Annotated in this window: 21 protein-coding genes and 1 pseudogene; 5 read left to right on the top strand and 17 right to left on the bottom strand. The window is 51.9% G+C overall.

Going from position 1 to position 21,662, the window contains the following annotated elements:
* Positions 1-6: 6 nt before the first annotated feature.
* On the top strand, positions 7-1,257 hold the full coding sequence (locus KP014_RS18745; protein WP_036602462.1) for an MDR family MFS transporter: 1,251 nt from the start codon (positions 7-9) through the stop codon (positions 1,255-1,257).
* Positions 1,258-1,687: 430 nt separating this feature from the next.
* On the opposite strand, the gene KP014_RS18750 is transcribed toward KP014_RS18745, so the two are convergent.
* The gene (locus KP014_RS18750; protein ID WP_036602460.1) at positions 1,688-2,083 is read right to left on the bottom strand and encodes a winged helix-turn-helix transcriptional regulator; all 396 of its coding nucleotides are present in this window, start codon (positions 2,081-2,083) and stop codon (positions 1,688-1,690) included.
* 263 nt (positions 2,084-2,346) lie between these two features.
* On the opposite strand from KP014_RS18750, the pseudogene KP014_RS18755 reads away from it, so the two are divergent.
* A pseudogene (locus KP014_RS18755) lies at positions 2,347-3,070 on the top strand (aldo/keto reductase).
* A gap of 32 nt (positions 3,071-3,102) precedes the next feature.
* Here KP014_RS18755 and KP014_RS18760 read toward each other — a convergent pair.
* From KP014_RS18760 to KP014_RS18785, 6 genes are all read right to left on the bottom strand, one after another.
* Positions 3,103-4,230 carry an AbrB family transcriptional regulator gene (locus KP014_RS18760; RefSeq protein ID WP_051500546.1) on the bottom strand — a complete coding sequence of 376 codons (1,128 nt, stop codon included), beginning with the start codon at positions 4,228-4,230 and terminating at the stop codon, positions 3,103-3,105.
* A 69-nt stretch (positions 4,231-4,299) separates the two neighbouring features.
* Positions 4,300-4,701, bottom strand: coding sequence for an RrF2 family transcriptional regulator (locus tag KP014_RS18765; protein ID WP_036602458.1), 402 nt, complete (start codon positions 4,699-4,701; stop codon positions 4,300-4,302).
* A gap of 72 nt (positions 4,702-4,773) precedes the next feature.
* Positions 4,774-5,031, bottom strand: coding sequence for a hypothetical protein (locus KP014_RS18770; protein ID WP_036602456.1), 258 nt, complete (start codon positions 5,029-5,031; stop codon positions 4,774-4,776).
* Positions 5,003-5,875, bottom strand: a complete 873-nt coding sequence (locus tag KP014_RS18775; RefSeq protein ID WP_051500545.1) for a hypothetical protein — start codon at positions 5,873-5,875, stop codon at positions 5,003-5,005. The genes KP014_RS18770 and KP014_RS18775 overlap by 29 nt, the downstream gene beginning before the upstream one ends.
* Positions 5,876-5,902: 27 nt before the next feature.
* Complete coding sequence (locus KP014_RS18780) at positions 5,903-6,523, bottom strand: TetR/AcrR family transcriptional regulator (protein WP_036602454.1); 621 nt, start codon at positions 6,521-6,523, stop codon at positions 5,903-5,905.
* 181 nt (positions 6,524-6,704) lie between these two features.
* Positions 6,705-7,214, bottom strand: a complete 510-nt coding sequence (locus KP014_RS18785; protein WP_246590780.1) for a GNAT family N-acetyltransferase — start codon at positions 7,212-7,214, stop codon at positions 6,705-6,707.
* A gap of 151 nt (positions 7,215-7,365) precedes the next feature.
* Here KP014_RS18785 and xerS point away from each other — a divergent pair, with 151 nt between their 5' ends.
* Positions 7,366-8,448 carry a tyrosine recombinase XerS gene (gene xerS / locus KP014_RS18790; RefSeq protein ID WP_036594623.1) on the top strand — a complete coding sequence of 361 codons (1,083 nt, stop codon included), beginning with the start codon at positions 7,366-7,368 and terminating at the stop codon, positions 8,446-8,448.
* 147 nt (positions 8,449-8,595) lie between these two features.
* Here the strand turns inward: xerS and mobB are convergent, their stop codons facing one another.
* The 7 genes from mobB to KP014_RS18825 all read right to left on the bottom strand — a co-directional run bounded on the left by mobB (position 8,596) and on the right by KP014_RS18825 (position 14,154).
* Positions 8,596-9,273, bottom strand: coding sequence for a molybdopterin-guanine dinucleotide biosynthesis protein B (mobB, locus tag KP014_RS18795; protein WP_175491736.1), 678 nt, complete (start codon positions 9,271-9,273; stop codon positions 8,596-8,598).
* A gap of 8 nt (positions 9,274-9,281) precedes the next feature.
* A complete protein-coding gene (locus tag KP014_RS18800) occupies positions 9,282-10,544 on the bottom strand; it encodes a molybdopterin molybdotransferase MoeA (RefSeq protein ID WP_036594622.1) in 1,263 nt (420 codons plus the stop codon).
* A gap of 220 nt (positions 10,545-10,764) precedes the next feature.
* Positions 10,765-11,271: a DUF4178 domain-containing protein gene (locus tag KP014_RS18805; RefSeq protein WP_036594621.1), complete on the bottom strand. Its 507-nt coding sequence runs from the start codon at positions 11,269-11,271 to the stop codon at positions 10,765-10,767.
* 109 nt (positions 11,272-11,380) lie between these two features.
* Positions 11,381-12,049: a PspA/IM30 family protein gene (locus KP014_RS18810; RefSeq protein ID WP_036594620.1), complete on the bottom strand. Its 669-nt coding sequence runs from the start codon at positions 12,047-12,049 to the stop codon at positions 11,381-11,383.
* 77 nt (positions 12,050-12,126) lie between these two features.
* The gene (gene lpdD / locus KP014_RS18815) at positions 12,127-12,465 is read right to left on the bottom strand and encodes a prenylated flavin chaperone LpdD (RefSeq protein ID WP_090833714.1); all 339 of its coding nucleotides are present in this window, start codon (positions 12,463-12,465) and stop codon (positions 12,127-12,129) included.
* A 32-nt stretch (positions 12,466-12,497) separates the two neighbouring features.
* Positions 12,498-13,457 carry a dihydroorotate dehydrogenase gene (locus KP014_RS18820; RefSeq protein WP_090833715.1) on the bottom strand — a complete coding sequence of 320 codons (960 nt, stop codon included), beginning with the start codon at positions 13,455-13,457 and terminating at the stop codon, positions 12,498-12,500.
* Entirely contained in the window at positions 13,450-14,154 is a 705-nt protein-coding gene (locus KP014_RS18825) for a dihydroorotate dehydrogenase electron transfer subunit (protein WP_036594617.1), read from the bottom strand. The genes KP014_RS18820 and KP014_RS18825 overlap by 8 nt, the downstream gene beginning before the upstream one ends.
* A gap of 237 nt (positions 14,155-14,391) precedes the next feature.
* Here KP014_RS18825 and KP014_RS18830 point away from each other — a divergent pair, with 237 nt between their 5' ends.
* Positions 14,392-15,315: a polysaccharide deacetylase family protein gene (locus KP014_RS18830; protein ID WP_246590550.1), complete on the top strand. Its 924-nt coding sequence runs from the start codon at positions 14,392-14,394 to the stop codon at positions 15,313-15,315.
* A 79-nt stretch (positions 15,316-15,394) separates the two neighbouring features.
* On the opposite strand, the gene KP014_RS18835 is transcribed toward KP014_RS18830, so the two are convergent.
* Positions 15,395-16,063, bottom strand: coding sequence for a 3D domain-containing protein (locus tag KP014_RS18835; protein WP_090833716.1), 669 nt, complete (start codon positions 16,061-16,063; stop codon positions 15,395-15,397).
* 378 nt (positions 16,064-16,441) lie between these two features.
* On the opposite strand from KP014_RS18835, the gene ppk1 reads away from it, so the two are divergent.
* Positions 16,442-18,556: a polyphosphate kinase 1 gene (gene ppk1 / locus KP014_RS18840; protein ID WP_036591925.1), complete on the top strand. Its 2,115-nt coding sequence runs from the start codon at positions 16,442-16,444 to the stop codon at positions 18,554-18,556.
* Here the strand turns inward: ppk1 and KP014_RS18845 are convergent.
* The gene (locus KP014_RS18845; RefSeq protein ID WP_036591917.1) at positions 18,495-20,033 is read right to left on the bottom strand and encodes a Ppx/GppA family phosphatase; all 1,539 of its coding nucleotides are present in this window, start codon (positions 20,031-20,033) and stop codon (positions 18,495-18,497) included. The genes ppk1 and KP014_RS18845 overlap by 62 nt on opposite strands.
* A gap of 211 nt (positions 20,034-20,244) precedes the next feature.
* On the bottom strand, positions 20,245-21,654 hold the full coding sequence (locus KP014_RS18850; protein WP_051499661.1) for a DUF4832 domain-containing protein: 1,410 nt from the start codon (positions 21,652-21,654) through the stop codon (positions 20,245-20,247).
* Between the last annotated feature and the right edge of the window lie 8 nt (positions 21,655-21,662).

Raw genomic sequence — 21,662 nt, forward strand, 5'->3', positions numbered from 1 at the left:
AACCCCATGAAACAAACGTTACGCTATATTCATCCCCTCGCATGGACCATCATTATCGGGACGATGTTCGGAAGGCTGGTCACCTCGATGAGCATCCCCTTTCTTTCCATTTACTTGACCAAAGTATTGGGCGCATCGCCGACGCAGACTGGGCTGACCATAGCCGTCAGTTCGCTGGCCGGAGTCTCGATATCCTTCTATGGCGGCTATATCTCGGACATTATCGGCCGCAAAAAGGTAATGCTGGTGTCGATTTTCAGCTGGGCCTCCGTGTTCGTCGGCTTCGCCGTGGCTGGACACCTGTGGGTGTTTCTGATTGTCAATACGCTTAACGGGTTATGCCGCGCCGTCTTCGAGCCAACCTCCCGGGCGCTGCTGTCGGATATTACTCCCGCAGAGCATAAGCTGCTGGTCTTTAATCTGCGTTATGCCGCAATAAATCTGGGTGTCGTCTTCGGTCCGATCATCGGCCTGCAGCTCGGTTCGGCAAAGTCGACCTTTCCCTTTCTGATCACAGCCATCGTCTATATCGCCTACGGACTCGTGCTCGTTCTGCAATTCGCACTCCATGGCAAGAAATTGCCGGCTCGTTCCGTATCCAAGGCCCCTCGGCTGCGCGAAGCTTTCGCTGTAACAAGCCGCGACCGCGTGTTTCTGCCGATCCTGCTCGGTACAATCTTTTGCGTGCTGGGTTACGGCCACTTCGGCTCGACACTGGCGCAGTATTTGGCGCTCAACACCCATTTTGCGGATGGCGGAAAAGCTTTCTCCTACATGCTGTCGCTAAATGCGATTACCGTGCTCGTTGTCCAATATCCCGTTGTGCGGATAGCCCGCCACCTCCCGCCGGTGGTCCCGCTGATCCTTGGCAATGTATGCGTCTCGGCAGCTTTGATTCTGTTCGGCCTGGCCGGCGGCCTGCCTCTGCTAATGTTCAGCGTCGTGCTGTTCACGATTGGCGAGGTGCTCTTGTTCACGATGATGGACATGCTGATTGACCGGGTCGCGAAGCCGGAATGGAAAGGGACCTACTTCGGGACTATCGGTTTCAACGGTATAGGCAGCGTCATGGCGCCGATACTCGGCGGTCTGCTTCTGAGCCATTTGGGTCCGAATCACGGACCCGCAATATTCATCCCGCTGGCACTTATGACCGCGATCGGTCTGCCCTTCCTCTTGACTGCGCACCGCCGTCTGACGGAGCGAGAACGTTCCTCTAAAATACATACGGTGGAATACAATGAGCGGATAGTGTGACTATAGATCAATATTTTGAAAGAGGTATTTCGGACGGGCGCCCTTGCGGCGCCTTTTTTCTGTTCTGGATGTTTTGTTGGTGGGATGAATGTTTGGGATTTGACGATGTGGCAAGGGGATGTAGTTGGTTTTATTTTTGTGAATTTTTCATATGTTGAAATTAGATAAATTAGGGTCGATCAAAAATAAGGCAATATATGTAAGTTGTTTTCGCGGATTGGCGCTAGCTGCACTTTTAGTTAACATAATATTTATTATGTTAACTATACTTAATCCGGTTTATCAAACTCGCCTCTCGAATCTATTATGAATTTTTCATGTATCTAAATATTTACATCAGAGTCGCTCGAAGGCTGCATATTCTCACCATAATAAAAGCCGTCCAAATGGACGGCTGGCTAATCCTATAGCTGAAGCGATTATAAAAATCTTAGAAAACGGGCTCGCTGTAAACTTTCTCCTCACGCTTGTTCAAAATATTTTCTTCCAGTACAGCGAATTTGTCGCCGTATTCTTTGATGATATGTCTCTCTCCCCACGCGCAGAGCGAATCCAGAATCGATTTGAGGCTCCAGCCGTACTCGCTCAGCTCATATTCCACCTTAGGCGGAACCTGATTATAGCAGATTCGGTTGACGATGCCGTTCTCTTCCAATTCTCTAAGCTGTTGGGTCAGCATTTTTTGCGTGATTGCCGGCATTAAGCGTTTCAGGTCACTCGTCCGTTTCTTACCATGTGTAAGGTGGCATAGAATGACACATTTCCACTTCCCGCCGATGATTTCAAGGGTCGCTTCCACTGGGATATTATATTTCTTTTGAGTCATTGTTTCATCTACCTCCGTAGGGAATTTGTCATCTATGGGCACTAAAAAGTACCTATAGCACTAATAAGTACGTACTGTTCAATAATAATCGTTAGATACATGATAACACTACCGGCTGGTAATTACCACATAGGTGTGGAGAAAATGTCAAAGAAATCCAATCATAGCAATCTGGCATTGTTAGCTTTGGCGAGACAGCAAGACTCCACTGCGTAGCGGGTTACGCTTGTGACGAAGGACGGGCTGCTACTGGCGTTCCCGATATGCCCTGGTTTGGACTAGGCGTATTTCAAGTAGAGGAAGGCTTTGAGCTGGTCGAAGCGGTAAAATCGGCAATAAAGCACGGGTACCACAGCATCGATACAGCAGCCATTTACGGCAATGAGGGCGGCGTCAGCCAAGGCATTCGCGAAGCTCTTTCCGAGAACAATCTCTCAAGAGAAGATCTTTTCATAACCTCAAAGGTATGGAATTCCGATCTGGGATATGACGAAACGTTGGCCGCTTATGAAACAAGCCTGAGCAAGCTGGGTCTAGATTATCTCGATCTTTACATTATCCACTGGCCGGTAGCGGGCAACTATAAAGAAGCCTGGAGAGCCCTGGAGACTTTGTACAAAGAAGGACGTGTTAAAGCGATCGGTGTGAGCAATTTCCAAATCCATCATCTGGAGGACCTGTTTGCCGACGCCGAAATTAAGCCTATGGTGAATCAGGGCGAGTTCCATCCTTATCTGACGCAAAAAGGGCTTCTAAGCTTCACCCGGGAAAATGGGATTCAACTGGAAGCCTGGGCGCCGCTAATGCAGGGTGGTTTGCTCTCTCAGCCGCTTCTCCAACAATTAGCCGCTAAATACGGTAAATCGGTCCCTCAAATCATTTTGCGCTGGGATTTGCAGCATGGAGTTATTTACCATCCCAAAGTCAGCCAAAGAGCATCGGATTATTGAAAATGCTTCGGTCTTCGACTTTGAATACTCAATTTAGTTTACATAATATATATTATGTTAAACATCTGATTATTTCGCCTGCCTCTCAGCCTGCCGCTGTCCTTCTTCTTTTACCCGGTATCCAACCCGGAAGAACAGCTTTATCAAGGGAGGAACGGCGAAGAAGATAAAAAAAGTCCGGAACAACTGGTATCCCGCCACCATCGGCAGATCCGCGTTCACTTCATGGGCGATCAGACTCATTTGATCCATGCCGCCGGGAGCCATGCTCAGCAGCGCGGTCGCCGGGGAGGCGTCAGTATTTACTCTAAGAAGCAGGCTTAAGAACCATGCTCCCGTAATCAGCAGCACACTGCTGCCTACAGCCAGCAAAATAGTTCGCAGCTTATGCTTCAGGTTCGCCGGCTTCAGCAGAAGTCCGACATAAACGCCGATCATGAGCTGCGCGGCAGCAAGGAGCACAGCTGGAAGCGCCGGTCCGGATCGTCCGCAAATCTGTAGAACAGCTGTACCAATGGCAGGCCCAAGCAGATAAGGAGTCGGAAATTTAACCCTGCTGCCTGCTAACGCGCAAACCACGCACACGAGAGCAAAAGGAATAATATCGGGAAACAGGCCGGTCCAGGTCGCATGAACCGAAGCCAAAGCCGGGATGGCATCCGCTCCACCGCCGTTCAAACCGCTTAACGGACCAAATACAAGCAAAGGTACGGAAATAATGATCATCATTAGCCGAATAACTTGGATAACCGTCACGACCGTGATGTCGATTCCTTTGGTCTCTTCCGCCAAAATAATCATTTGGGTCAATCCGCCGGGAATGCTGCCGAGCAGCACCGTTTTGTAGTCGATACCGGATAGCCTGGCTACGACGGCAGCTATCCCGGCACACAGTATAATCAGCGCCGAGGTCATCATAAGCATGCTGGGCAGCTCAATAGAGATCTCCTTTAGCGCCGTAGCCGTCATCGCGAGTCCGATGGTATAGCCGACGATAATCATCCCCGTATTCCTCACCGCGGGCGGCCAGGCAAAATAACCTTTTGTCACATTGGAACCGATCAGCGCCGCCATCATAGGTCCGAGCAGCCAAGGAATGGGCAGGCGCAGCAGCATGAACAAGACCCCTCCGATTACGCCGGTCAGCAGGGTAACAGTGAATCTAACGTTCGGATTATTTCGCAATCGTTTCTGCATATCTGATTCTCTACTCCTATAGACTTCGAGTTAATTGTGCATATTTTCGCACATTTTAAAATAAAAAAATCACTCCATCATATCCGCCAACGTGTAGGATTCCAGCACGCGGGTAACCTGGAGTTGAATATCGGTCATTAGTTTGTCAAAGGAACCCCGGACCTTGTTCCCGAGCAGGCTGTTCTCGGTTGTCTCCAGCATCCCGTCCCACAGCGGCTCTTCTTCATGAACGGAACGGTAGACCTCAACCAGAGTGATTGATTCCGGGCGTTTGGCCAGCCGGTAGCCGCCTCCCCTGCCCTGTTTCACTTCGATGATCCCCGAATCAGTCATACGAGACAGGATTTTGCGCAGCGCCGTCGGTTCGCAGCGAATTTGCTCGGCCATCTCGGCGCTTGAATATTGTTCTTCCACCGAGGCGAGGATAATCAAAGCTTGAAGGCCGTAACCGAATCTTTTAACTTGAGCCATACGGTAAACTATGCTCCCCTGTAGAATAATTAATGTGCAAAGTATAGCACATATAACAACCTAACCACCATCTCATTCATCCAGCAGCTTGGAAACGAAACTCTCAATTCGTTTAGTATATAATCGGCCCCTGTCACCGCTTTTTCCTGTCACCGCCCGGTAGATCAGCCTTTCCGTCAGTGGCAGCTTGCTATATTTGACTTCGTTGCCCAGCACTTCAGCAGCCTTGGCTCTCAAATACATGCTCTCCGGAAAGGAACGCAGAAGCTCCAGCCCGGCCTTATCCTCTGACTCGCCTCTTTCATGGGCTTTCTTCCTCTCTACGTACATTTTTCAGTATGACGACCATACAACAGATCATGCCTATATTAAAAGCCGGAAACAGAATCATCTCCACCGGAGATACATATACCCCCGCCCAAATCATTGCCGCCAGCATAGCCGAAATGGAAGTCAGCAAAGTCATAGCCTTCACGATGACGACGGACGCGAGCAGATAGCCGAAGGATTTCCTGCGAATGAGCATCACTCCGGCCAGAACGGAACCCGGAACCAGAATACCCAGATCCATCGCCTGAATAACCAAGGTACTGTAATGCTCCAAACCTTGCGGCGGCGCGCCCGAGGTAAGCGAACCCGCTATTTTGCCCAGCCAGAGCATCGCCACGGCAAAAGCTATAAACAGCAGGTAGGCTCCAATCACTTTAACCGGAAGCCCCGGCCCAAAATGCCCGGAAATCCGGCTATAGTCGAAAGAGATCATCGTTAATATGAAGGCATATAGAGTTAGCGACATTAAGGCCACATATATGAGGAATAAGGCATTGTACGATAGAAAGGAGTAGGACATATACGTGTACAAAAAATAGCCAAGCGTCCCGATCAGCAGCAGTCTTCCCCTAAAGCTTCCCCTCAACGACAACGCCGCTGAAACCGCAAGCAGCGGAATGCCCACAAACAGGGTGACCGCGTCCTGACCTCTCGCCTGCGCGGCCATGGATACCGAGTCGTACTGGTACACACCATGACCATCAAGCTCCACCTGTTCCCCCCTTACGGAAGTAAACATATGCTTGCCCGTTCCGCCGCCGGAAAATAGACCATACCCCGCCGCAACTGCTGCCAGCACGATAATAAGTACGGACAAAAATAATACGATCTTTCCATTTTTCATCAGCTTCCCTTACGCCTCCGCCGTTTCTTATAAATGGCCGACCATAATCAGCGTCGTGTCCAGATAATGACTGATTAACCGTTCTTTCTGTTCCACGGGAAGGTCCTTCTCCACCGTCAGACGCAGGATCAGCCCGAACGCCCCGCTCCATATCACTTGGGCCGTCCGCTCCAAATAATCGTCATCCTTCTCTTTCAGATGCCCGAAGCTGCGGAGCAGCCGGAAGAGCAAGCTTAGCGCCTCTCGCTGCGATGCAGCCCCGCGAAACAGCACCGCAGTATGGGACAGAACGGAAGGAGATTCGTTAAGCATAATGTCCCGGTAACGGACGCCGTCCGCAAGCGAAGTCTCAATAAAACGCCGCATCGTCTGCGCGAATACAAACTCCGGCTGTGTCTCCTTGGCACTGACAGCATTCAGGTCCGAAACCATCTCTAAATAGCCGTGCTTCAGGAGCTGTTCAATAATGGCTTCCTTGCCTGCAAAATAATGATAAATAATGCCCGGCGAATATTCGATGTGTTTCGCAATCTTCCGGATGGATAAGCGCTCCAGTCCCTCCTCCGCCGCGATGAGGCCTGCCGCATCCAAAATCGCCTGCCGCATCTCATCCCGCTCTCGCTCTTGCCGCTCTTGGCGTTTCGTCATGGTTCGAGCCTCCTTTCAATTATCGTTAAATAGTGTTTAGTATGTTGAACAGTGTTCAGTATAGTGCTTACCCAGATTGCTGTCAATGAGCTTTTTGCCATCCTATTCGCATGTGTAACTTGCTGAACAGAAAAAAGGCAACCCGGTTAAATACCAGATTGCCGTACCTGCTCCTGTCTGTTTATTTATTGATCCTGCCGACGTTCAGGGTGCTGAAGTATTGGCTCGGGTTGCCCTGCCGCGAATTGAATTTTTCCCGGAAAGCCCCGTTCGTATATTCGCCGATAACCCTGTGCCAGAAGCTGCGGGCGGGCGAGTTGGCGCGGATCTGGGAGACCTTCCAATCGCCGGGGAACATTTCGAACAGCAGATGCGCCGCCCATGTTCCGACGCCGGAACGGCGGTATTTTGGCATAACAAAAAACTCCGTCATGTAAAACTGTCCTTCGCTGCTTCGCAGCAGGCGGTCAACGAGCGCAAAACCTGCCGGATGATTGTCACATGTAATAAGATAAGCATATTTGTTATGGCCGCTGTTCCAGTAGGCTTCCAGGCCCGGATATGCAGGGTACTCGCCGTCCCGGTTCACATCCAGGTCCAGGTATCTTGTAAAGTCGTACAAATAGAACTGCATCAGTCTGCTGATAATCTGCTTCCGTTCTGCAGGAACCAGTTCGAGTCCAAGTTCCAAGGGATTCACCTCTGCATGTCTCTTTTTTGCTATTATTTCACATGATATAACTTTGAACCCTCCGGAGCAAGGCGGGACGCCAAAAGAAAATTCAGCCCGAACATGATAATATAGTAGGCAGAACAAAGAATCTGTGAATAAAGGTGACCTCATGAGCATTCAAAAACTGAGCGACCGAAAACATCTGGAGCAAAAGCTGCCGTCGATGCCTTGGTTCGTACAGCAGTTCATCGATTACAAGCTGCCGGACCTCTCTCCCTCCACCCTGCTGGAATACGTGCGGGATTATGAATCCTTTTTCGGTTGGCTGCGCGCGGAAGGATTGTCGCAGGCCGAAGGCAATGCAGATATAACTCTGCTGGATCTGGAGACGCTCCATATGGACAGCGTTGTCGGCTATCGCCTGCACCTGACCACCCGGACGGAAGGCACGAATTCAAAAATTACCGTTTCAAGGAAGCTGTCCGCCCTCCGCTCCCTGTTTCATTATCTTAGCCAGATCGCCGAAGACGAGAACTTCTATCCCTTGCTGAAGCGCAATATTATGGCCAAGGTTGAGATCAAGCGCATTCACAAGCCGAAGGATACCGCGGCCAGGCTGAAAGGAAAAATACTGGAAGAGGATGAGCTGCTCGAATTTGTCGGCTATATCCTTGAAGGCTATGGACGAGATGTGGAAGGCAATAAGCAGGCGTATTACGCTTTCCAGTTGAACCGTGAGCGGGATGCCTGTATTGCAGGTCTCATCCTCAACTCAGGGCTGCGTGTATCGGAAATCGTCAATATGAATATGGATGACCTGGATCTGAACAACAAGCTGCTGTATGTGTTCCGCAAAGGACATAATGACGAGACCTTTAAGACGCCTGTGTATTTCCGCGAGCAGGCCAAGGATGATCTGCAGCTGTATTTGAGCCTCCGGCAGTCCCGGTACAAGACGCCCAAGAAGGAAAAGGCGCTGTTCGTGACGAAGCCCAACGGCAGCCAGGAAGGCAAGCGTATGACCAAACGGGCCATTCAGGCAATGATCATCAAGTACGCCAAGCGGTTTGGCAAGCCCTACTTAACCGTCCACAAGCTGCGGCATTCTTTCGCAACCGATTATTATTTGCAGAACGACATTTACAAGACCAAGGAACAGCTCGGTCACGCTTCCACCGAGACGACCGAGGTGTATGCCCATTTGACCGACAAAACGATGTCCGAAGCCATTGAGCGGCGGTTCGAATCCTGACAGTCGGCTGCTTCACGTATCCGGCCGGGGATGCGCGAAAGCAGCCTTTTTCCGTTTGATGAAACGGCTGCAGGTGGCCTGAGCAGCAGGTTTGCTGAGATCAAGTATGCGGACGTGAGGGATCATGCGGTTTCTGTTGTGAATTTTTCATATGTTGAAATTTTGAAAAAAGGATCGTTCCCGCCATAAATATTCGGCGATTTCGGATATATCGTTGATTCCAAACCGCCGCTGACCTTCCGGAAGACATCTCGCGATAGACCCAGAAGGATCTTCCCAAATTGCAGCTGCCGCCACTCCAGGCAGCCGTGCAGTCAGTTCTAAATCCGCTGCATTCCGTATCAGGACGATCTTTGGATACGGTTCCTCCTTGAAGCCTTCTACAAGCACATAATCATAGTGCATAAAAGCTTTTATCAATTCCGCCAGCTCTCTGCTCCTGGATTCAAATATAAAGGACTGTTCTGTCCCCGTGATGGCGACCGCCCTGGCCCCCGCTTCCCGCTGCCGCCATGTATCGGTTCCCGGACGGTCGGTCTCAAAGCCGTGGACATCATGTTTAATGACGGCAACGCTGCAACCCTTGGACTGAAGCAGCTGGATCAATTCGCAAATAAGCGTTGTTTTGCCGCTGTTTTTGTAACCTACAACCTGGCAGACCGCAGGCCGGAAGGAAGACTGCTCGCTCCTCACGCTCCCGTCTGCATAATTGCTTCGGGAGTCCGTACGAGCGCCGGAAACGGGCAAAGGTGCGGATGTTGGAGTTCTCCTCACCCGCCCCGACCGCCGAAATCCCCTGCCCGAGACCATTCCTCTGCTTCCCAAAGGCCTCCTCATGGCAGCTTAATCACCTGGACCTTCGTCCCGGCGGTCAATCCGCGCTCTTCGGGAGGCACGATGATCAGGCAATCGCTGTCCTTGATCGTGACCATGACAGACGATGCGTCGAGTGCGGCCGGATAGGCATAGACATTCCCGTCAGGCAACTCCAGACGGGCCCGCACGAAGCGTGTATAATTGTTGACCTTGGAATAGTCAGCACCAAGGATCACCGTCCATTCCGGAAGGAACGGTTCCGTCGCCCCCTGCATGGAAGCGATGGCTGGACGGGCGAACAACTGGAAGCCGATATAACTGGCGCCGGGATTACCGGAGAGCGCAAGCAGCACTTTGCCGCCCCGCACCGCGGCCGTTGTGACGCTGCCCGGCCGCATGGCGACTTTGTTGAACAGCATATCCCCCGCTTCTTCGCGTACCAGGTCGCCCATAATATCGTAATCGCCAACCGAAACCCCTCCGGTTGTAATCACCAGGTCGTAAGTTTCCAGTGCCATTTGCACCTTGCTCCGGGCAAGATCGAGATCATCGGCAATGGCGCCAAGCATCACCGGCTCGCCCCCCGCTTCTCTAACCAGCGCCTCCAGCATTGGGGAATTGCTGTTGCGGATTTTGCCGGGCTGAAGCGGCTCCTTCACATCCAGCAGTTCACTGCCTGTGGCGAATACGCCAACCTTCGGCCTGCGGATAACCGGCACGTCGGATATACCAAACGTCGCCAGCACGGCGATATCTCCTGCCGCAATCTTACGGCCGGCCGCTAACACGAGATCCCCCTCGCTTATCTCCAGACCCCGCGGTGTAACATTGCGGCCGCTTAGAATCGGCTTGCGGATACCGACTTGAGGAACGCCGTTAAGCTCGCGGGTTTCCGTCGCCTCCAGCATGACGACGGCGTCGGCGCCCTCCGGCACCTGCGCCCCGGTCATAATCCGCGCCGCCGTTCCGGAGATAATCTCCCCAGACGGCACCGAGCCGCAGGGGATGTTGTCGACTACATTCAGCCACACTGTCCCGCCTTCGCGGCAGTTCGCCGTATCTGCGGAGACGACGGCATAGCCGTCCATTCCCGAACGGTTGAATGCGGGAAAAGGATGCGGCGCAGCAACATTATCCGCCAAATACCGTCCCGGAGCCGCTTCAAGCGGTACGGTCTCGCTCTCGAGCCTCGCCGCGTATGCCATGATTTTCATCTGAGCTTCCTTAACCTGCAGCGCTTTGCGCCCAAACTTATTGTCCATTGGTTCCCGGTTTGCCATCACTGGTTCCTCCCGATTCTGTTCTCTATCTAATGCAACCGCCAAAATATTGCCAAGCGTAGATTTCTCGCTCTATTGTATCACACAGAATGTGATGTTCCGAGTCCAGCAGACGACGCATGGGCAGTTCACGCATGGGCAGTTCAGACCATAGAAAAAGCAGGAATCCGCAAAGGCATTCCTGCTTATCGTCATGTCCAGCTAATTTGGATTCACGCGCTTACGCGCCCCGGATTACTCTCACGTCTCCGGGAATGATTTTTTCACCTTCGTACAGCATAAAGCGCCCGTTCTGCCATTCGATCCGGAGCAGGTGGCCTTCATCCGACTGGTACTGCCACACATGCTGGTCGCCCGCGTTCATAAAAGGCGTCTGTCCTGCAGCGGACACATGACCTTCATACTCTTCCTCCAGATAATATACAATATCATCCAATTCCATCGTGGCGGGAACCTCCGATAGACTGTCCAGGCGGCCGTCGATTGCCTTGTACAGCGCATATCTCAGCTCTTCCCTCTGCTCAATATGCAAATAGGCGATTGCCGTGCCATCGCGCAGCGTCAACAGCGCCGCATTCCGGCCGAAATTGCTTACGCGCCCCGTCACCTCATAGGTGACAAGCGAGACTTCGCAAATATCGCCGGGCGCCAGCTGCAGCATGCTCTTTTCCCGCAATGGCGGCTCATCCTTCGCGAACAAATTGCCAATACGCTTCCATATACTCATCAAGGTATCCTCCCTCTCATGACACGTCAGTGCAAAACGGAGGAGAAACGGCACCGCCGTCTCTCCTCCATCTGCATACCCGGACCGCTAACCTTTGCGGGAGTACCCGTTATTGTTTCTCGTACTGCTTCATCAAGGCGGCGAGTTCGTCTTCAACTCCCTGATCCTTGTTCAGCTTCTCGAACTCGTCATCCAGCGATTTATTCCCTGCGCTCATCTCATTGCTCGCTTCCGCCTGCGCTTCGGCTTGGAGCATTTTCTCCTCCATCCGCTTCAGTCCGGCGGTGGCGGAATCGGAGCTGAATCCGCTCATCGCTTTATTGATTTCGGTCTGCGCCTTTGCGGCGTTGTAACGGGCGACCAGCGTCTCGCGCTTGCTCTTCATCTGGTTCAACTGCTTGCGCATTTCTTCCAGCTTCGCCCGAAGATTATCCGCAGAAGCCTTGTTCTGGTCGTAGCTGGTCTTGTATTCCGTCAGCTTGCCTTCGGCGGTCTTCTTCTCTTCCAGAGCCCGGCGGGCGAGGTCGGCATTGCCTGCCTGCGCAGCGGTATGCGCCTGCTGGTTGCGCTTGTTCACCAGCGCTTCCTGCTCTTCGTAAAGCTGCTTGAATTTCTTCTCGATAGCGATTTGGGCGGCTACCGCTTTCTCCGCATCCTCCAGATCCTCTGTCATGTCACGGATATATTGGTCGGTCATCTTGATCGGATCTTCAGCTTTGTCAATGATTGCATTGATATTGGACAGGGTTAAATCGCGCAATCTTTTAAAAATCGACATGGTTCATTCCTCCAAAAGATGGTTTTTAAATGCTCGTTGATATGTTGTACGCAGGAAAAACGGGCGCGTTTCATTTTTTAAATCTTGTCCGCCAAATATCGTTCCACCTTACGCTCTACAATCGCTACCACCCGTGCGATCTGTTCTTTGGACAGATCGTCGTAATGAATTCCCATGACAACCGTTACCGTTCTGTGCAGCGCTTCGGCAACTTTGACGGCGACCGATTCGCTAATGGTATGCTCCTTGTGCCCGGGCACGGCCGAAGTCGTCACCGAAACGCCATTCTCGCCTGGATAAGCGGTACTGGCAGCGCCGATATGCCGGACTCCGCCTGTAATCAGCAGCACAATATCTTGTCCCACCGCCGTTTCGGACAATAGGATATCATCCGGATCAAAGGCTTCCGAAGACACGAGCATTCCCTCCCCAATATATTAACCGTTTTTTAGACAATGCCCCGTATTTCATCCAGAGAAGCTATATTTTCTTCGATCATAAACTCGCGGAGGCCTCTAAGCAAGTCCTGTCCTGCACGCATATTCATAAAGTTATAGGTGCCCACCTGAACCACGGCTGCTCCCGCCATAATGAATTCGACGATATCCGTCGCGGATGATATTCCGCCCATGCCGATGACCGGTATGTCCACCCTTTTGGCCACTTGATGCACCATTCGCAGCGCAATCGGCTTAATTGCCGGACCGGACAGCCCCGCGTACAGATTGTTGAATACGCTGCGCCGGCGCCGCACGTCGATCTTCATTCCGGAGATTGTATTGATGAGCGATACGGCGTCCGCCCCTTCTTCCTGGCACATGAGCGCCATATCGGCGATATCCTCCGCATTCGGCGACAGCTTGACCGACAGGGGCAGGCTCGTTGCCCGCCGGACGGCCCTCACCAGCTCGCGCGCGTCACAGGTTCGGATGCCGAAGGCGATCCCGCCTTCTTTTACATTCGGACAGGATATGTTCAGTTCGATCATGTCAACCGCTTTGCTGCCGCGAGCATCGGCATCCTTCTGTATCAGCTCCGCTCCGGTGACGTAATCCTCGAACGTGTTCCCCCCGAGATTTACAATCCGCGCCGTATCGAGCGTCTCCCAGTAGGCACATTCTTTTTCCAAAAAAGCGGAAACCCCCGGATTCTCCAGCCCGACGCTGTTCAGCATGCCAGATGCCGTCTCGTATACACGGGTTCCCTGGTTGCCCGCCTTGGCCTGAAGCGTCAGCCCCTTGCCGGAAATGCCGCCGAGTTCGTTCACGTCATAATATTTCGCATATTCCTTGCCGAATCCGAAGGTTCCTGAAGCCATAACGATCGGATTCTTGAATGTGACGCCGGCAATGCGAGTGCTCAGATCGAGCTCCGCATTTTTGGATGAAGAATCTCCGATTTTAATCATGGAATACTACCTCCTCCGCCAAAAATACCGGCCCGTCCGCGCAGGCTTTCCGCTGCCCGTCCTTACAGGATACGCTGCAGACGAGGCACGCCCCGATTCCGCAGGCCATACGGTTCTCCAGCGACAAATACACGTTCACCGGACTTCCCGAGGTAGCCGCGGCGATCCCTTTAAGCTGTGCCGCTTTAAGCATCGGATGCGGTCCGCATACGAAAATATGGTCATACTCCGCAAAATCGACATTGTCCAAAATGAGACCGCCGACATCAACCGTTAGTTTTGCGGCGTAAGGACGGAACTCCTCTGTCCGAAAAGGCTCTCGGCTGAAGCCGAGATATACATCGCAGCCAGGAATCTCACGGGCGCAATACAGCAGCGGCGCAATGCCGATGCCTCCTCCGACCAGTGCAACCCGTCCTGTGACAGCGGGAAAGCCGCTGCCGAAAGGTCCTTCCAGATTAATGGAATCGCCAGGAGTCAGCTGAGAGAACAGCTCGGTGCCTTCCCCTACGACATGATACAAAAATTCGATGCCATCGTCTTCCACCTGATGTATACTTAGCGGTCTGGAAAGGACAGGGTAGGCTCCCCATGCCCGCAGCATGTAGAATTGGCCCGTCTCGCCGCCGTAATCTCCGCTCACCCGGAGATGATACACATTATCCGCCAGCCGCTCGTTACTTATAACCGTCCCCACTATATCAAGCTCCTTAAAATTTTATCTTATTAAAGATGCCTGAGAAGAGCAGTAAAATCTGTGATCTTCTTCACAATTATTAATGTTATTTTCGATAACTGCAAGCATCCGTTGTTAACAGTATACACGTATCGGAAGCTCCAAGAAATAATGAATGCGGGTACCAGAGTTTGTATGTTTTGCTCCTGGTTGTGGAATAACAAACGTAGTAACGCCCAGATTTGAAAGGAGCGCAAGATGATGATCGATGCCCGCTTTGCCAGAATGATCATTTTGGGCCTTATTTGTACGTTCATCTGCTGCCTCGCCGGCTGCTCGGCCGATTCGGATACGCATCGGACGGGAACGTCAGCAGCGGCTCCAGGAAGCGAAACCGGCGGAAGCCAAATCGCCGGCCGCGCGGCCGGGACGGCCGGAGAATCTCTGGAATGCCCAATTGGAAAGAACGGAAGCAACCTGACCCGTAGCGCAGACCGGGAACCAGCCAGCCAACCAGCGGCCGCTCCGCTGACCCTCGGACAGCTAATCCGCAAATACCCGAATGCGATCAAGACGAACGGTCCCCGAATTAAAGAGATCGCGCTCACGTTTGACGACGTTCCGGACCCCAGGTTCACGCCGCAGATTTTGGATGTGCTCCGGAGGTACCGGGTGAAAGCCACTTTTTTTATAGTAGGAAGACGGGCGGCCAAGCATCCCGCACTGGTTAAGCGCATTGTGAGAGAAGGACACAGCATCGGCAACCATTCGTACAATCATCCCCAGTTTACCAAGCTAAGCCTGCGGCAATTCCGTTCCCAAATCAAGCGCGCGGAAAATATCATAAATAAAATAGCAGGATTCAGACCACGGCTGATCCGCCCCCCTTACGGCGAAATAACCGAACAGCAGCTTAAATGGGCCGAAGCCCAAGGCTACAAGCTGGTCAACTGGAATGTCGACTCTCTGGATTGGAAGGGATTGTCCCGTCAGCAGGTAAAGCGCAATATTTTGTCTCATGCCGGCAAAGGGTCCATCATCCTTCAGCACGGCGGAGGCGGTACAGGCAGCAATCTGAAGGGCACCATAGAGGCGCTGCCCGATGTCATTGAAACACTCCGGCGCAAAGGATACACCTTTGTTACCATACCGGAGATGCTGAATGTGCCGGAACAGAAATAGAACGCCGCCGCTGCTGACCATTTTTGCAAAAAAAGAAACGAAGCGGACCTCACGGCCTGACTTCGTTTCTTATAAGAAGCTACTTGATGATATACAATTGCACATACTGGTAACCGAATTCGGAGACGAAGCTTTGGCTTCCAGGTATGAAAATGTCGATACGGTTGCCCTGTATGGCGCTTCCTTTATCAGAGGCGGTTGCCACAAAAGCCTGCTTCGGCAGGCCGGGATGGGAATACCCTGTCACCAGCACCTTCGTTCCGAGCGGAATGACATCCGGATCGACGGCGATCGTCCCCAGCTTCAGCGGATTGCCAAAGTAATCAACGGCTCCCCATTGACCGTTCTCACTCGCGGCTGAGGAATAGGCGGTCGCTTTAACCTGCAGCGTTTTTTCATAATTATATGTCTTCCCCCAGGCTTCCACCGTCTTCGAATCCGTCTCTGCGGCCAGCGATACCGCCGGAGCTTTGCTCATTGCCTTCAGTCCGGCAGAAGCCGAGGATGTACCCGAAGCCGAACCCGGAATCACCAATCTCAGGCCGGGATACAGATTAAGCGGGTTAATTTTCGGATTTGCTTCCATTAATGCGGCTACTTCCACACCGTATTTTTTGGCTACCGTATAAAATGTGGTTTGATTTCCAGCAATGTGAACCCTGTCCGCATGCGCCGGCGACGCGATCAGCAGGGCTCCAAGGCCCAAAATGACGGCGGCGGATTTTATCGATGAGATTCCGAACTTCATAACTTCCTCCTCTGTTTCCTTCACGAATAACGCTTTTATGTATTCTCCAACCGTCAAGCTTTCGTTCTATTGCTAAATGCAGCAGCTCAACAGTTTTTAATATATCACAATTTTGTAACCATTTCATTTGTAATTGTTACCACTTTGAAACATTTCATTAAATTACGCATAAAGTTCGGTGAATAAATCAATTATTTCAGAAGATGCACCATAAATATTTTACACTGCGTTAACAATCAAAGCTGTCACAAAAGGTAAAATAAAGATGAATCGGCTCGGTATCAATCAAAAAAGGAGATTAATACATTGTCTTCACCAGTATGTTAAAATAAGTTGATGTCACCAGAATCGGCCAATGGTTATGAATTTGGAGGAGTCATGAGCGAAGAAGAGAAAAACAACATTCACAGCAGTCCATCCGCTGCCTATCTGAACCGGGATCTGAGTTGGATTGAGTTCAACCGCCGCGTATTGGAGGAAGCACAGGACCCGAATAACCCTTTATTGGAACGGGCCAAATTCCTTGGCATCGTCTCAAGCAATCTGGATGAGTTCATCAGTGTGCGGGTTGCGGGTATTCAGGATCAAATCCGTGCGGGCTATACGAAAAAGGACTTTACCGGCTATACTCCTTCCGGCCTCCACAAACGTCTGTACAAGCGTGTCGGAAAAATCGTCACCGATCAATACCGGGCATTCCGGGACATTTCCCGGAGTCTTAACAAGAAAGGCATCATTCTCGTCGATTACGAGGATTTGACTCAAGCCCAGGAAACCGCGGTGGAACAATATTACCGGGATATTATTTTCCCCGTATTGACGCCGATGGCGGTGGATCAGAGCCGGCCATTCCCGCTTGTTCATAGCCTGTTTATTTATCTTGCAGTCGTTCTGACGAAAAAGCATAAAGATCATGACGAGTTCTTTTTCGCTATTTTGCAAATTCCATCCAATCTGCCGCGCTGCATCCCTCTTCCGCATCGTGCCAACAGCAAGCGGCGGCAGTTCGTCTATATTGAAGATGTCATCCGCGCCCATATCGGAACGCTGTTCAGCGGCTATCATCCGGTTGCCGTTAATGAGTTCCGCCTTACGCGAAACTCCGACCTTAGCATTGACGAGGAAGGCGCCGAGGACCTGCTGGAGGAGATTGAAAAAGAGCTGCGCAAACGCCGCCGCGGAGTGCCGGTCAGGCTGGAAGTCCAAAAAGGCATTCACCCATATGCGCTGGAGCAGCTGCTTGCTGAATTTGAAGTCGAACATTTTGTGTATGAGATCGACGGACCGCTTGATCTTGGATTCTTGCGTCAATTTGCCGGAGGTCTTAAGGGACACAGCGACCTGAATTATCCGCCGATTGAACCCGTCTACCCGGCCGAGTTCGAAGAAACCGAGGATTTCTTCGAAGTACTGCGGGAACGCGACGTTCTGGTCTATCATCCTTATGAATCGTTCGAATCCTTCATCGATTTCATTACTCAGGCGTCTGAGGACGAACAGGTTATGGCGATTAAAATGACCCTTTACAGGGTCAGCGGCAATTCCCCGCTAATTACCGCGCTCGCGCGCGCGGCGGGATCGGGCAAGCAGGTAACCGTAGTGGTAGAGCTGAAAGCGAGGTTCGACGAAGAGCGCAATATCGCGTGGGCTAGGAAGCTTGAGCAGTCGGGCTGCCATGTGGTGTATGGATTGGTCGGCCTGAAAACCCATGCCAAGATCACCCTGATTGTCCGTCAGGAGGGCAATGAGCTGCGCCGATATGTACATATCGGGACGGGAAATTACAACGAGAATACTGCAAAAATATATACGGATATCAGTATGTTCACCGCGCATTACGAGATCGGGCTGGACGCTTCCGAGCTGTTCAATCAGATTACGGGATATTCCGCCAATTATGACTGGAACTCGTTCTTCGTCGCTCCGGTCAGCTTGAGCAATTCGCTGAAGAAGCTGATTCAGCGGGAGAGCGAACATGCAGCGAACGGACGTCCGGCCCGTATTATAGCGAAAATGAATTCCCTCTCCAACCAGCAGGTGATCGATGACCTGTATGAAGCGGATCAAGCCGGCGTTTCGATCGATCTGATTGTTCGGGGGGTCTGCTGCCTTCGCCCCGGAGTCCCGGGCCTGAGCGAGAGGATAACTGTACGCAGCATCGTCGACCGCTTCCTTGAGCACTCCCGGATCTACTATTTCGAGAACGGCGGAAATCCCGAGGTGTATTTGTCCAGCGCGGACTGGATGACCCGCAACCTGACCCGCCGGGTTGAATTAATGTGCCCTGTCCGGGATAAGACAGCCCGTGAACAGGTGGTCCAGATTTTGGAGATGTCGCTTCAGGACAATCAGAAATCAAGCTTCCTTCTGCCAAGCGGCAACTATGAGCGGCCTAACGACGAAAAGGCCCCTTTCCGGAGCCAGTTTGCCGCTATGAATGTTGAGAGTTGGAAATATACTCAAGCTTTACCTTCAGACCCCATGCATTCCTGAATATTTTGAGGGCGTTATCGATTTCCTCCAGCTTTAACAGAGGCCGCTGACTGCCCAGAATTTCGATATCAAGGCTTCCCCCTTTCAGACGGGGTTTAATCTGTTGCTCTATTCCGGTCTCGTTGTTATCCAAGGCCGCGCTCAGTTGAACGAGCGAACCAAGCTTATGTATCCACTCCTCGTCGGAAGCCAGAAGAATGTCCTTATGCTCTGTGGACAGCTTCTGCTTCCGGTTTTTTGTGCTGTATGAGGCGATCATGGAGCACAGCACGAGCTGGCGGTGCGTAAGTCCCCGGATCGGCGAGTTCATCAGCCAATAGCGGGTATGCCGCTTGGACTGGTAATAATTAATATTGGCGCCAAGGCGGTACAGCATTACCGATACATAGATGAGCATTTCCTGCTCATTTGCATCCCCTTCGCTTTTAAGCGCTCTATGTAAGCCCTGGGCGATTTTATAAACATCCTCTAAAAAATCAGTCGAAGCCTCCTTGTTCAAACGCTGCAGAGTCCCTAGACTGTACTCCAGTGCGCTAGCTCGTACCGGGTGATCCGGTTCCAGCAGATCATGCAGCATCCCCTCACGCAGCCCTTCTCCGCTTATGACGGCCTGACCCGCTCCGATATACTGATATACCGTATGGAAAATAATCAGGCCCGATACGATAATGTCCGCCCGGCTCTTTGACAGTCCGTCGAGATTCTTCCGCTTGTCGTATGACATCGCCGGCAAAGTTTCCATAAATCTTTTGATAGTCTCGCTGTACATGGTGTATCCATGTGAATTGGGCAGGGAATATTTCCGCCCTTTCTGGTCTATCTTGCCAAGCGTCCGTAGCGTCCCCCCCAGACCGTATAGAGGCAGCCCTTTGCCGGTTCGGAGCCATTCGCAATCCGCTAGATGCTCACGGACAAATGCTTCCAGCTTGCGCACTTGTTCCCCGCTCCAATCGCCTCCCTGGCCAAACGTTACATTGGTGTTGACCGCTCCGAACGGAAAGGAAATACTGTGCCGGTAGCTCCGATTTTGAAATAGCGTAATTTCCGTACTGCCGCCGCCGATATCAATGACAAAGCCGTCATTGACATCAAAGGCGTTGATGACGCCGAGAAAGCCGAAATAGGCCTCCTGCTGCCCGCTGATGATTTCGATCTCCAGCCCGGCCGCATCGGAGAGAAACGCGATGATCTCCTCAGAGTTGGCCGCGTTCCGGATCGCCGCAGTTGCGCCCACGCGGATCCGGGAAACGCCGTAAACCCGGCAAACCATTTTAAATTGCAGGAGCACCGGAACAATAGCTTCCAGCGCCATTCGCTCCAGTCTTCCTTCCATTGTGATCTTTTCGCTCAGACGGGCAGAATACTTAGATTCTTTGATAATCCGGTATCCGCCTTCAGGCGTTGTTTCATAGATGACGAGTCTAATGGAGTTGGAACCAATATCGATAATACCGATTCGGCTAAGGTCGTTGTTCATAGTATGTTTCCCCTTTATTAATCACTGAGCATAATTATACATCTTCCGGTTACATATTTACATTTTAAACGTTTAACATTTTTCTAAACGAATCAAACGTAACAATAATCATATTGACTGCCGATTACTGAATGAAGAGAGTAATAGAACAAGCGGGTCGCGCCAAGAATGACTTCTGGCCCGGCCCCGCTTGTTCGCTTTATTTGGTACTTTAACGGTTAGCAATCGTAACGCTTCCCAGCGGGAAACGCCCGTCCTGCCGCCGGCCGCTGATCGCAAAGTCGACGCCCGGCAGCCCGCTGGCCGGGTCGAGAATAGCGGCCAACACGGTGTAGCGGCCGCTGGGCAGACCACCCGGTAAATTCAGGTGGACAACGGCTGAACTTGCTCCGGGCAGCCAGCTTCTGATATCTGTTGAACTGCGAACGGACGCTCGGATGTTCCCTTCATCGTCGGCCAGTGAAATCTCCAAAGGCCATTTGAAGTAAAAAGGCGCGGTTCCCCGGTTGGCAACGATTAACTTGACATGGAGTGTCTCCCCCGGCTTTCTTTTTTCTTCGTAGACCGCCTTCTGGATGACGAAGCGATAGCCGATGGTTCGGAGAAAGCGATCGATATTCGCCTGCAGCGGGCCCCCAGGTTCCTCATCCCAAGGCGCGGAAGGGCCGAGCCAGGACACGTGGGTTAACTTGGCCTGCTTAAGCGACTCTTCCAGGGTCTCGTCCTGCAAATAAGCACGCGGGTCCGAGAATTCGCCTCCACTGGGTGAATTCACCCAGAAATTCCGCATCGCCGGTTCCTTGTCCAGTGTCAACCAAGAGGTATATCCATTGCTGAACCAGTTCAAGAATCCGTCAATTGTCGCGTCATGCTTGCCGAAAGCGTCATTATACAATCCCATTCGATAACGTGCCGCCGCCTCTGTCGGCCGGCGCATCAGCAGCGGCTTACCGCTGAAAAATTGGACATACGGCTCTATGTACCGGTCAGTTACGCTTCGCGGCGGAAAAGGAATACGTCCCGGTCCGGAATCCATCGTATGCCACTCTCCCCAGTGGCCGATGCTTCCAAGCTGAATAAAGGCAACGAAAGGATCATTATTGTAGCGCTGTGCAAGAGCTTCAATCAGCTTCTGGTGCGAAGCGATCAGCAGGGGATTGGAATAATCCGGACTAAAGCCTTTTCCGTATTGAAGGTCATACCAGGTTCCCTTCTCCCCGATTTCTTGGTACAGCCAATCGGGAATGTCGAGATGACTATCTTCTCCGGGATCATCAAGCACGACCCGCAGCACAACCCGGACCCCTTTCTCTCTCCAGTACTGAAAGTGGAACGTCTGCTCAATGCCTTCGAAGTTGTATTTTCCCGCTTCCGGCTCAAGCTCTCTCCATTTCAGATTTGCATGTACAAGCGTAACCGGTTGAAGCACCGCTTCCGGGTCGCGCGCGTCCGCAGCAAATCCTGTATACGGATTATGCAGCACGGTTCCGGTTTCAACCGGATAACGGACCGCCATGATGGGCTGCCGGTTCACGGGAATTGCTCCGCCGCACAATAACAGCAGCATGGCGCATACCGCAATCAGGCTGGCTTCCCTGAAGACTTGTTTCTTTTTTTTCATGCAATATT

Source organism: Paenibacillus sophorae (assembly GCF_018966525.1).
In the GTDB taxonomy this organism is placed as follows: Bacteria; Bacillota; Bacilli; order Paenibacillales; family Paenibacillaceae; genus Paenibacillus_AQ; species Paenibacillus_AQ sophorae.

Bases quoted from the DNA above. Each gene is read 5' to 3' on its own strand.
- KP014_RS18845 (WP_036591917.1), bottom strand. From the start codon at position 20,033: ATGAACAACGACCTTAGCCGAATCGGTATTATCGATATTGGTTCCAAC.
- KP014_RS18745 (WP_036602462.1), top strand. From the start codon at position 7: ATGAAACAAACGTTACGCTATATTCATCCCCTCGCATGGACCATCATT.
- KP014_RS18800 (WP_036594622.1), bottom strand. From the start codon at position 10,544: ATGGCAAACCGGGAACCAATGGACAATAAGTTTGGGCGCAAAGCGCTG.
- KP014_RS18810 (WP_036594620.1), bottom strand. From the start codon at position 12,049: ATGTCGATTTTTAAAAGATTGCGCGATTTAACCCTGTCCAATATCAAT.
- KP014_RS18765 (WP_036602458.1), bottom strand. From the start codon at position 4,701: ATGGCTCAAGTTAAAAGATTCGGTTACGGCCTTCAAGCTTTGATTATC.
- xerS (WP_036594623.1), top strand. From the start codon at position 7,366: ATGAGCATTCAAAAACTGAGCGACCGAAAACATCTGGAGCAAAAGCTG.
- KP014_RS18780 (WP_036602454.1), bottom strand. From the start codon at position 6,523: ATGACGAAACGCCAAGAGCGGCAAGAGCGAGAGCGGGATGAGATGCGG.
- KP014_RS18805 (WP_036594621.1), bottom strand. From the start codon at position 11,271: ATGAGTATATGGAAGCGTATTGGCAATTTGTTCGCGAAGGATGAGCCG.
- KP014_RS18830 (WP_246590550.1), top strand. From the start codon at position 14,392: ATGATGATCGATGCCCGCTTTGCCAGAATGATCATTTTGGGCCTTATT.
- KP014_RS18850 (WP_051499661.1), bottom strand. From the start codon at position 21,654: ATGAAAAAAAAGAAACAAGTCTTCAGGGAAGCCAGCCTGATTGCGGTA.
- KP014_RS18820 (WP_090833715.1), bottom strand. From the start codon at position 13,457: ATGATTAAAATCGGAGATTCTTCATCCAAAAATGCGGAGCTCGATCTG.
- KP014_RS18775 (WP_051500545.1), bottom strand. From the start codon at position 5,875: ATGAAAAATGGAAAGATCGTATTATTTTTGTCCGTACTTATTATCGTG.
- KP014_RS18760 (WP_051500546.1), bottom strand. From the start codon at position 4,230: ATGCAGAAACGATTGCGAAATAATCCGAACGTTAGATTCACTGTTACC.
- KP014_RS18835 (WP_090833716.1), bottom strand. From the start codon at position 16,063: ATGAAGTTCGGAATCTCATCGATAAAATCCGCCGCCGTCATTTTGGGC.
- KP014_RS18750 (WP_036602460.1), bottom strand. From the start codon at position 2,083: ATGACTCAAAAGAAATATAATATCCCAGTGGAAGCGACCCTTGAAATC.
- KP014_RS18770 (WP_036602456.1), bottom strand. From the start codon at position 5,031: ATGTACGTAGAGAGGAAGAAAGCCCATGAAAGAGGCGAGTCAGAGGAT.
- ppk1 (WP_036591925.1), top strand. From the start codon at position 16,442: ATGAGCGAAGAAGAGAAAAACAACATTCACAGCAGTCCATCCGCTGCC.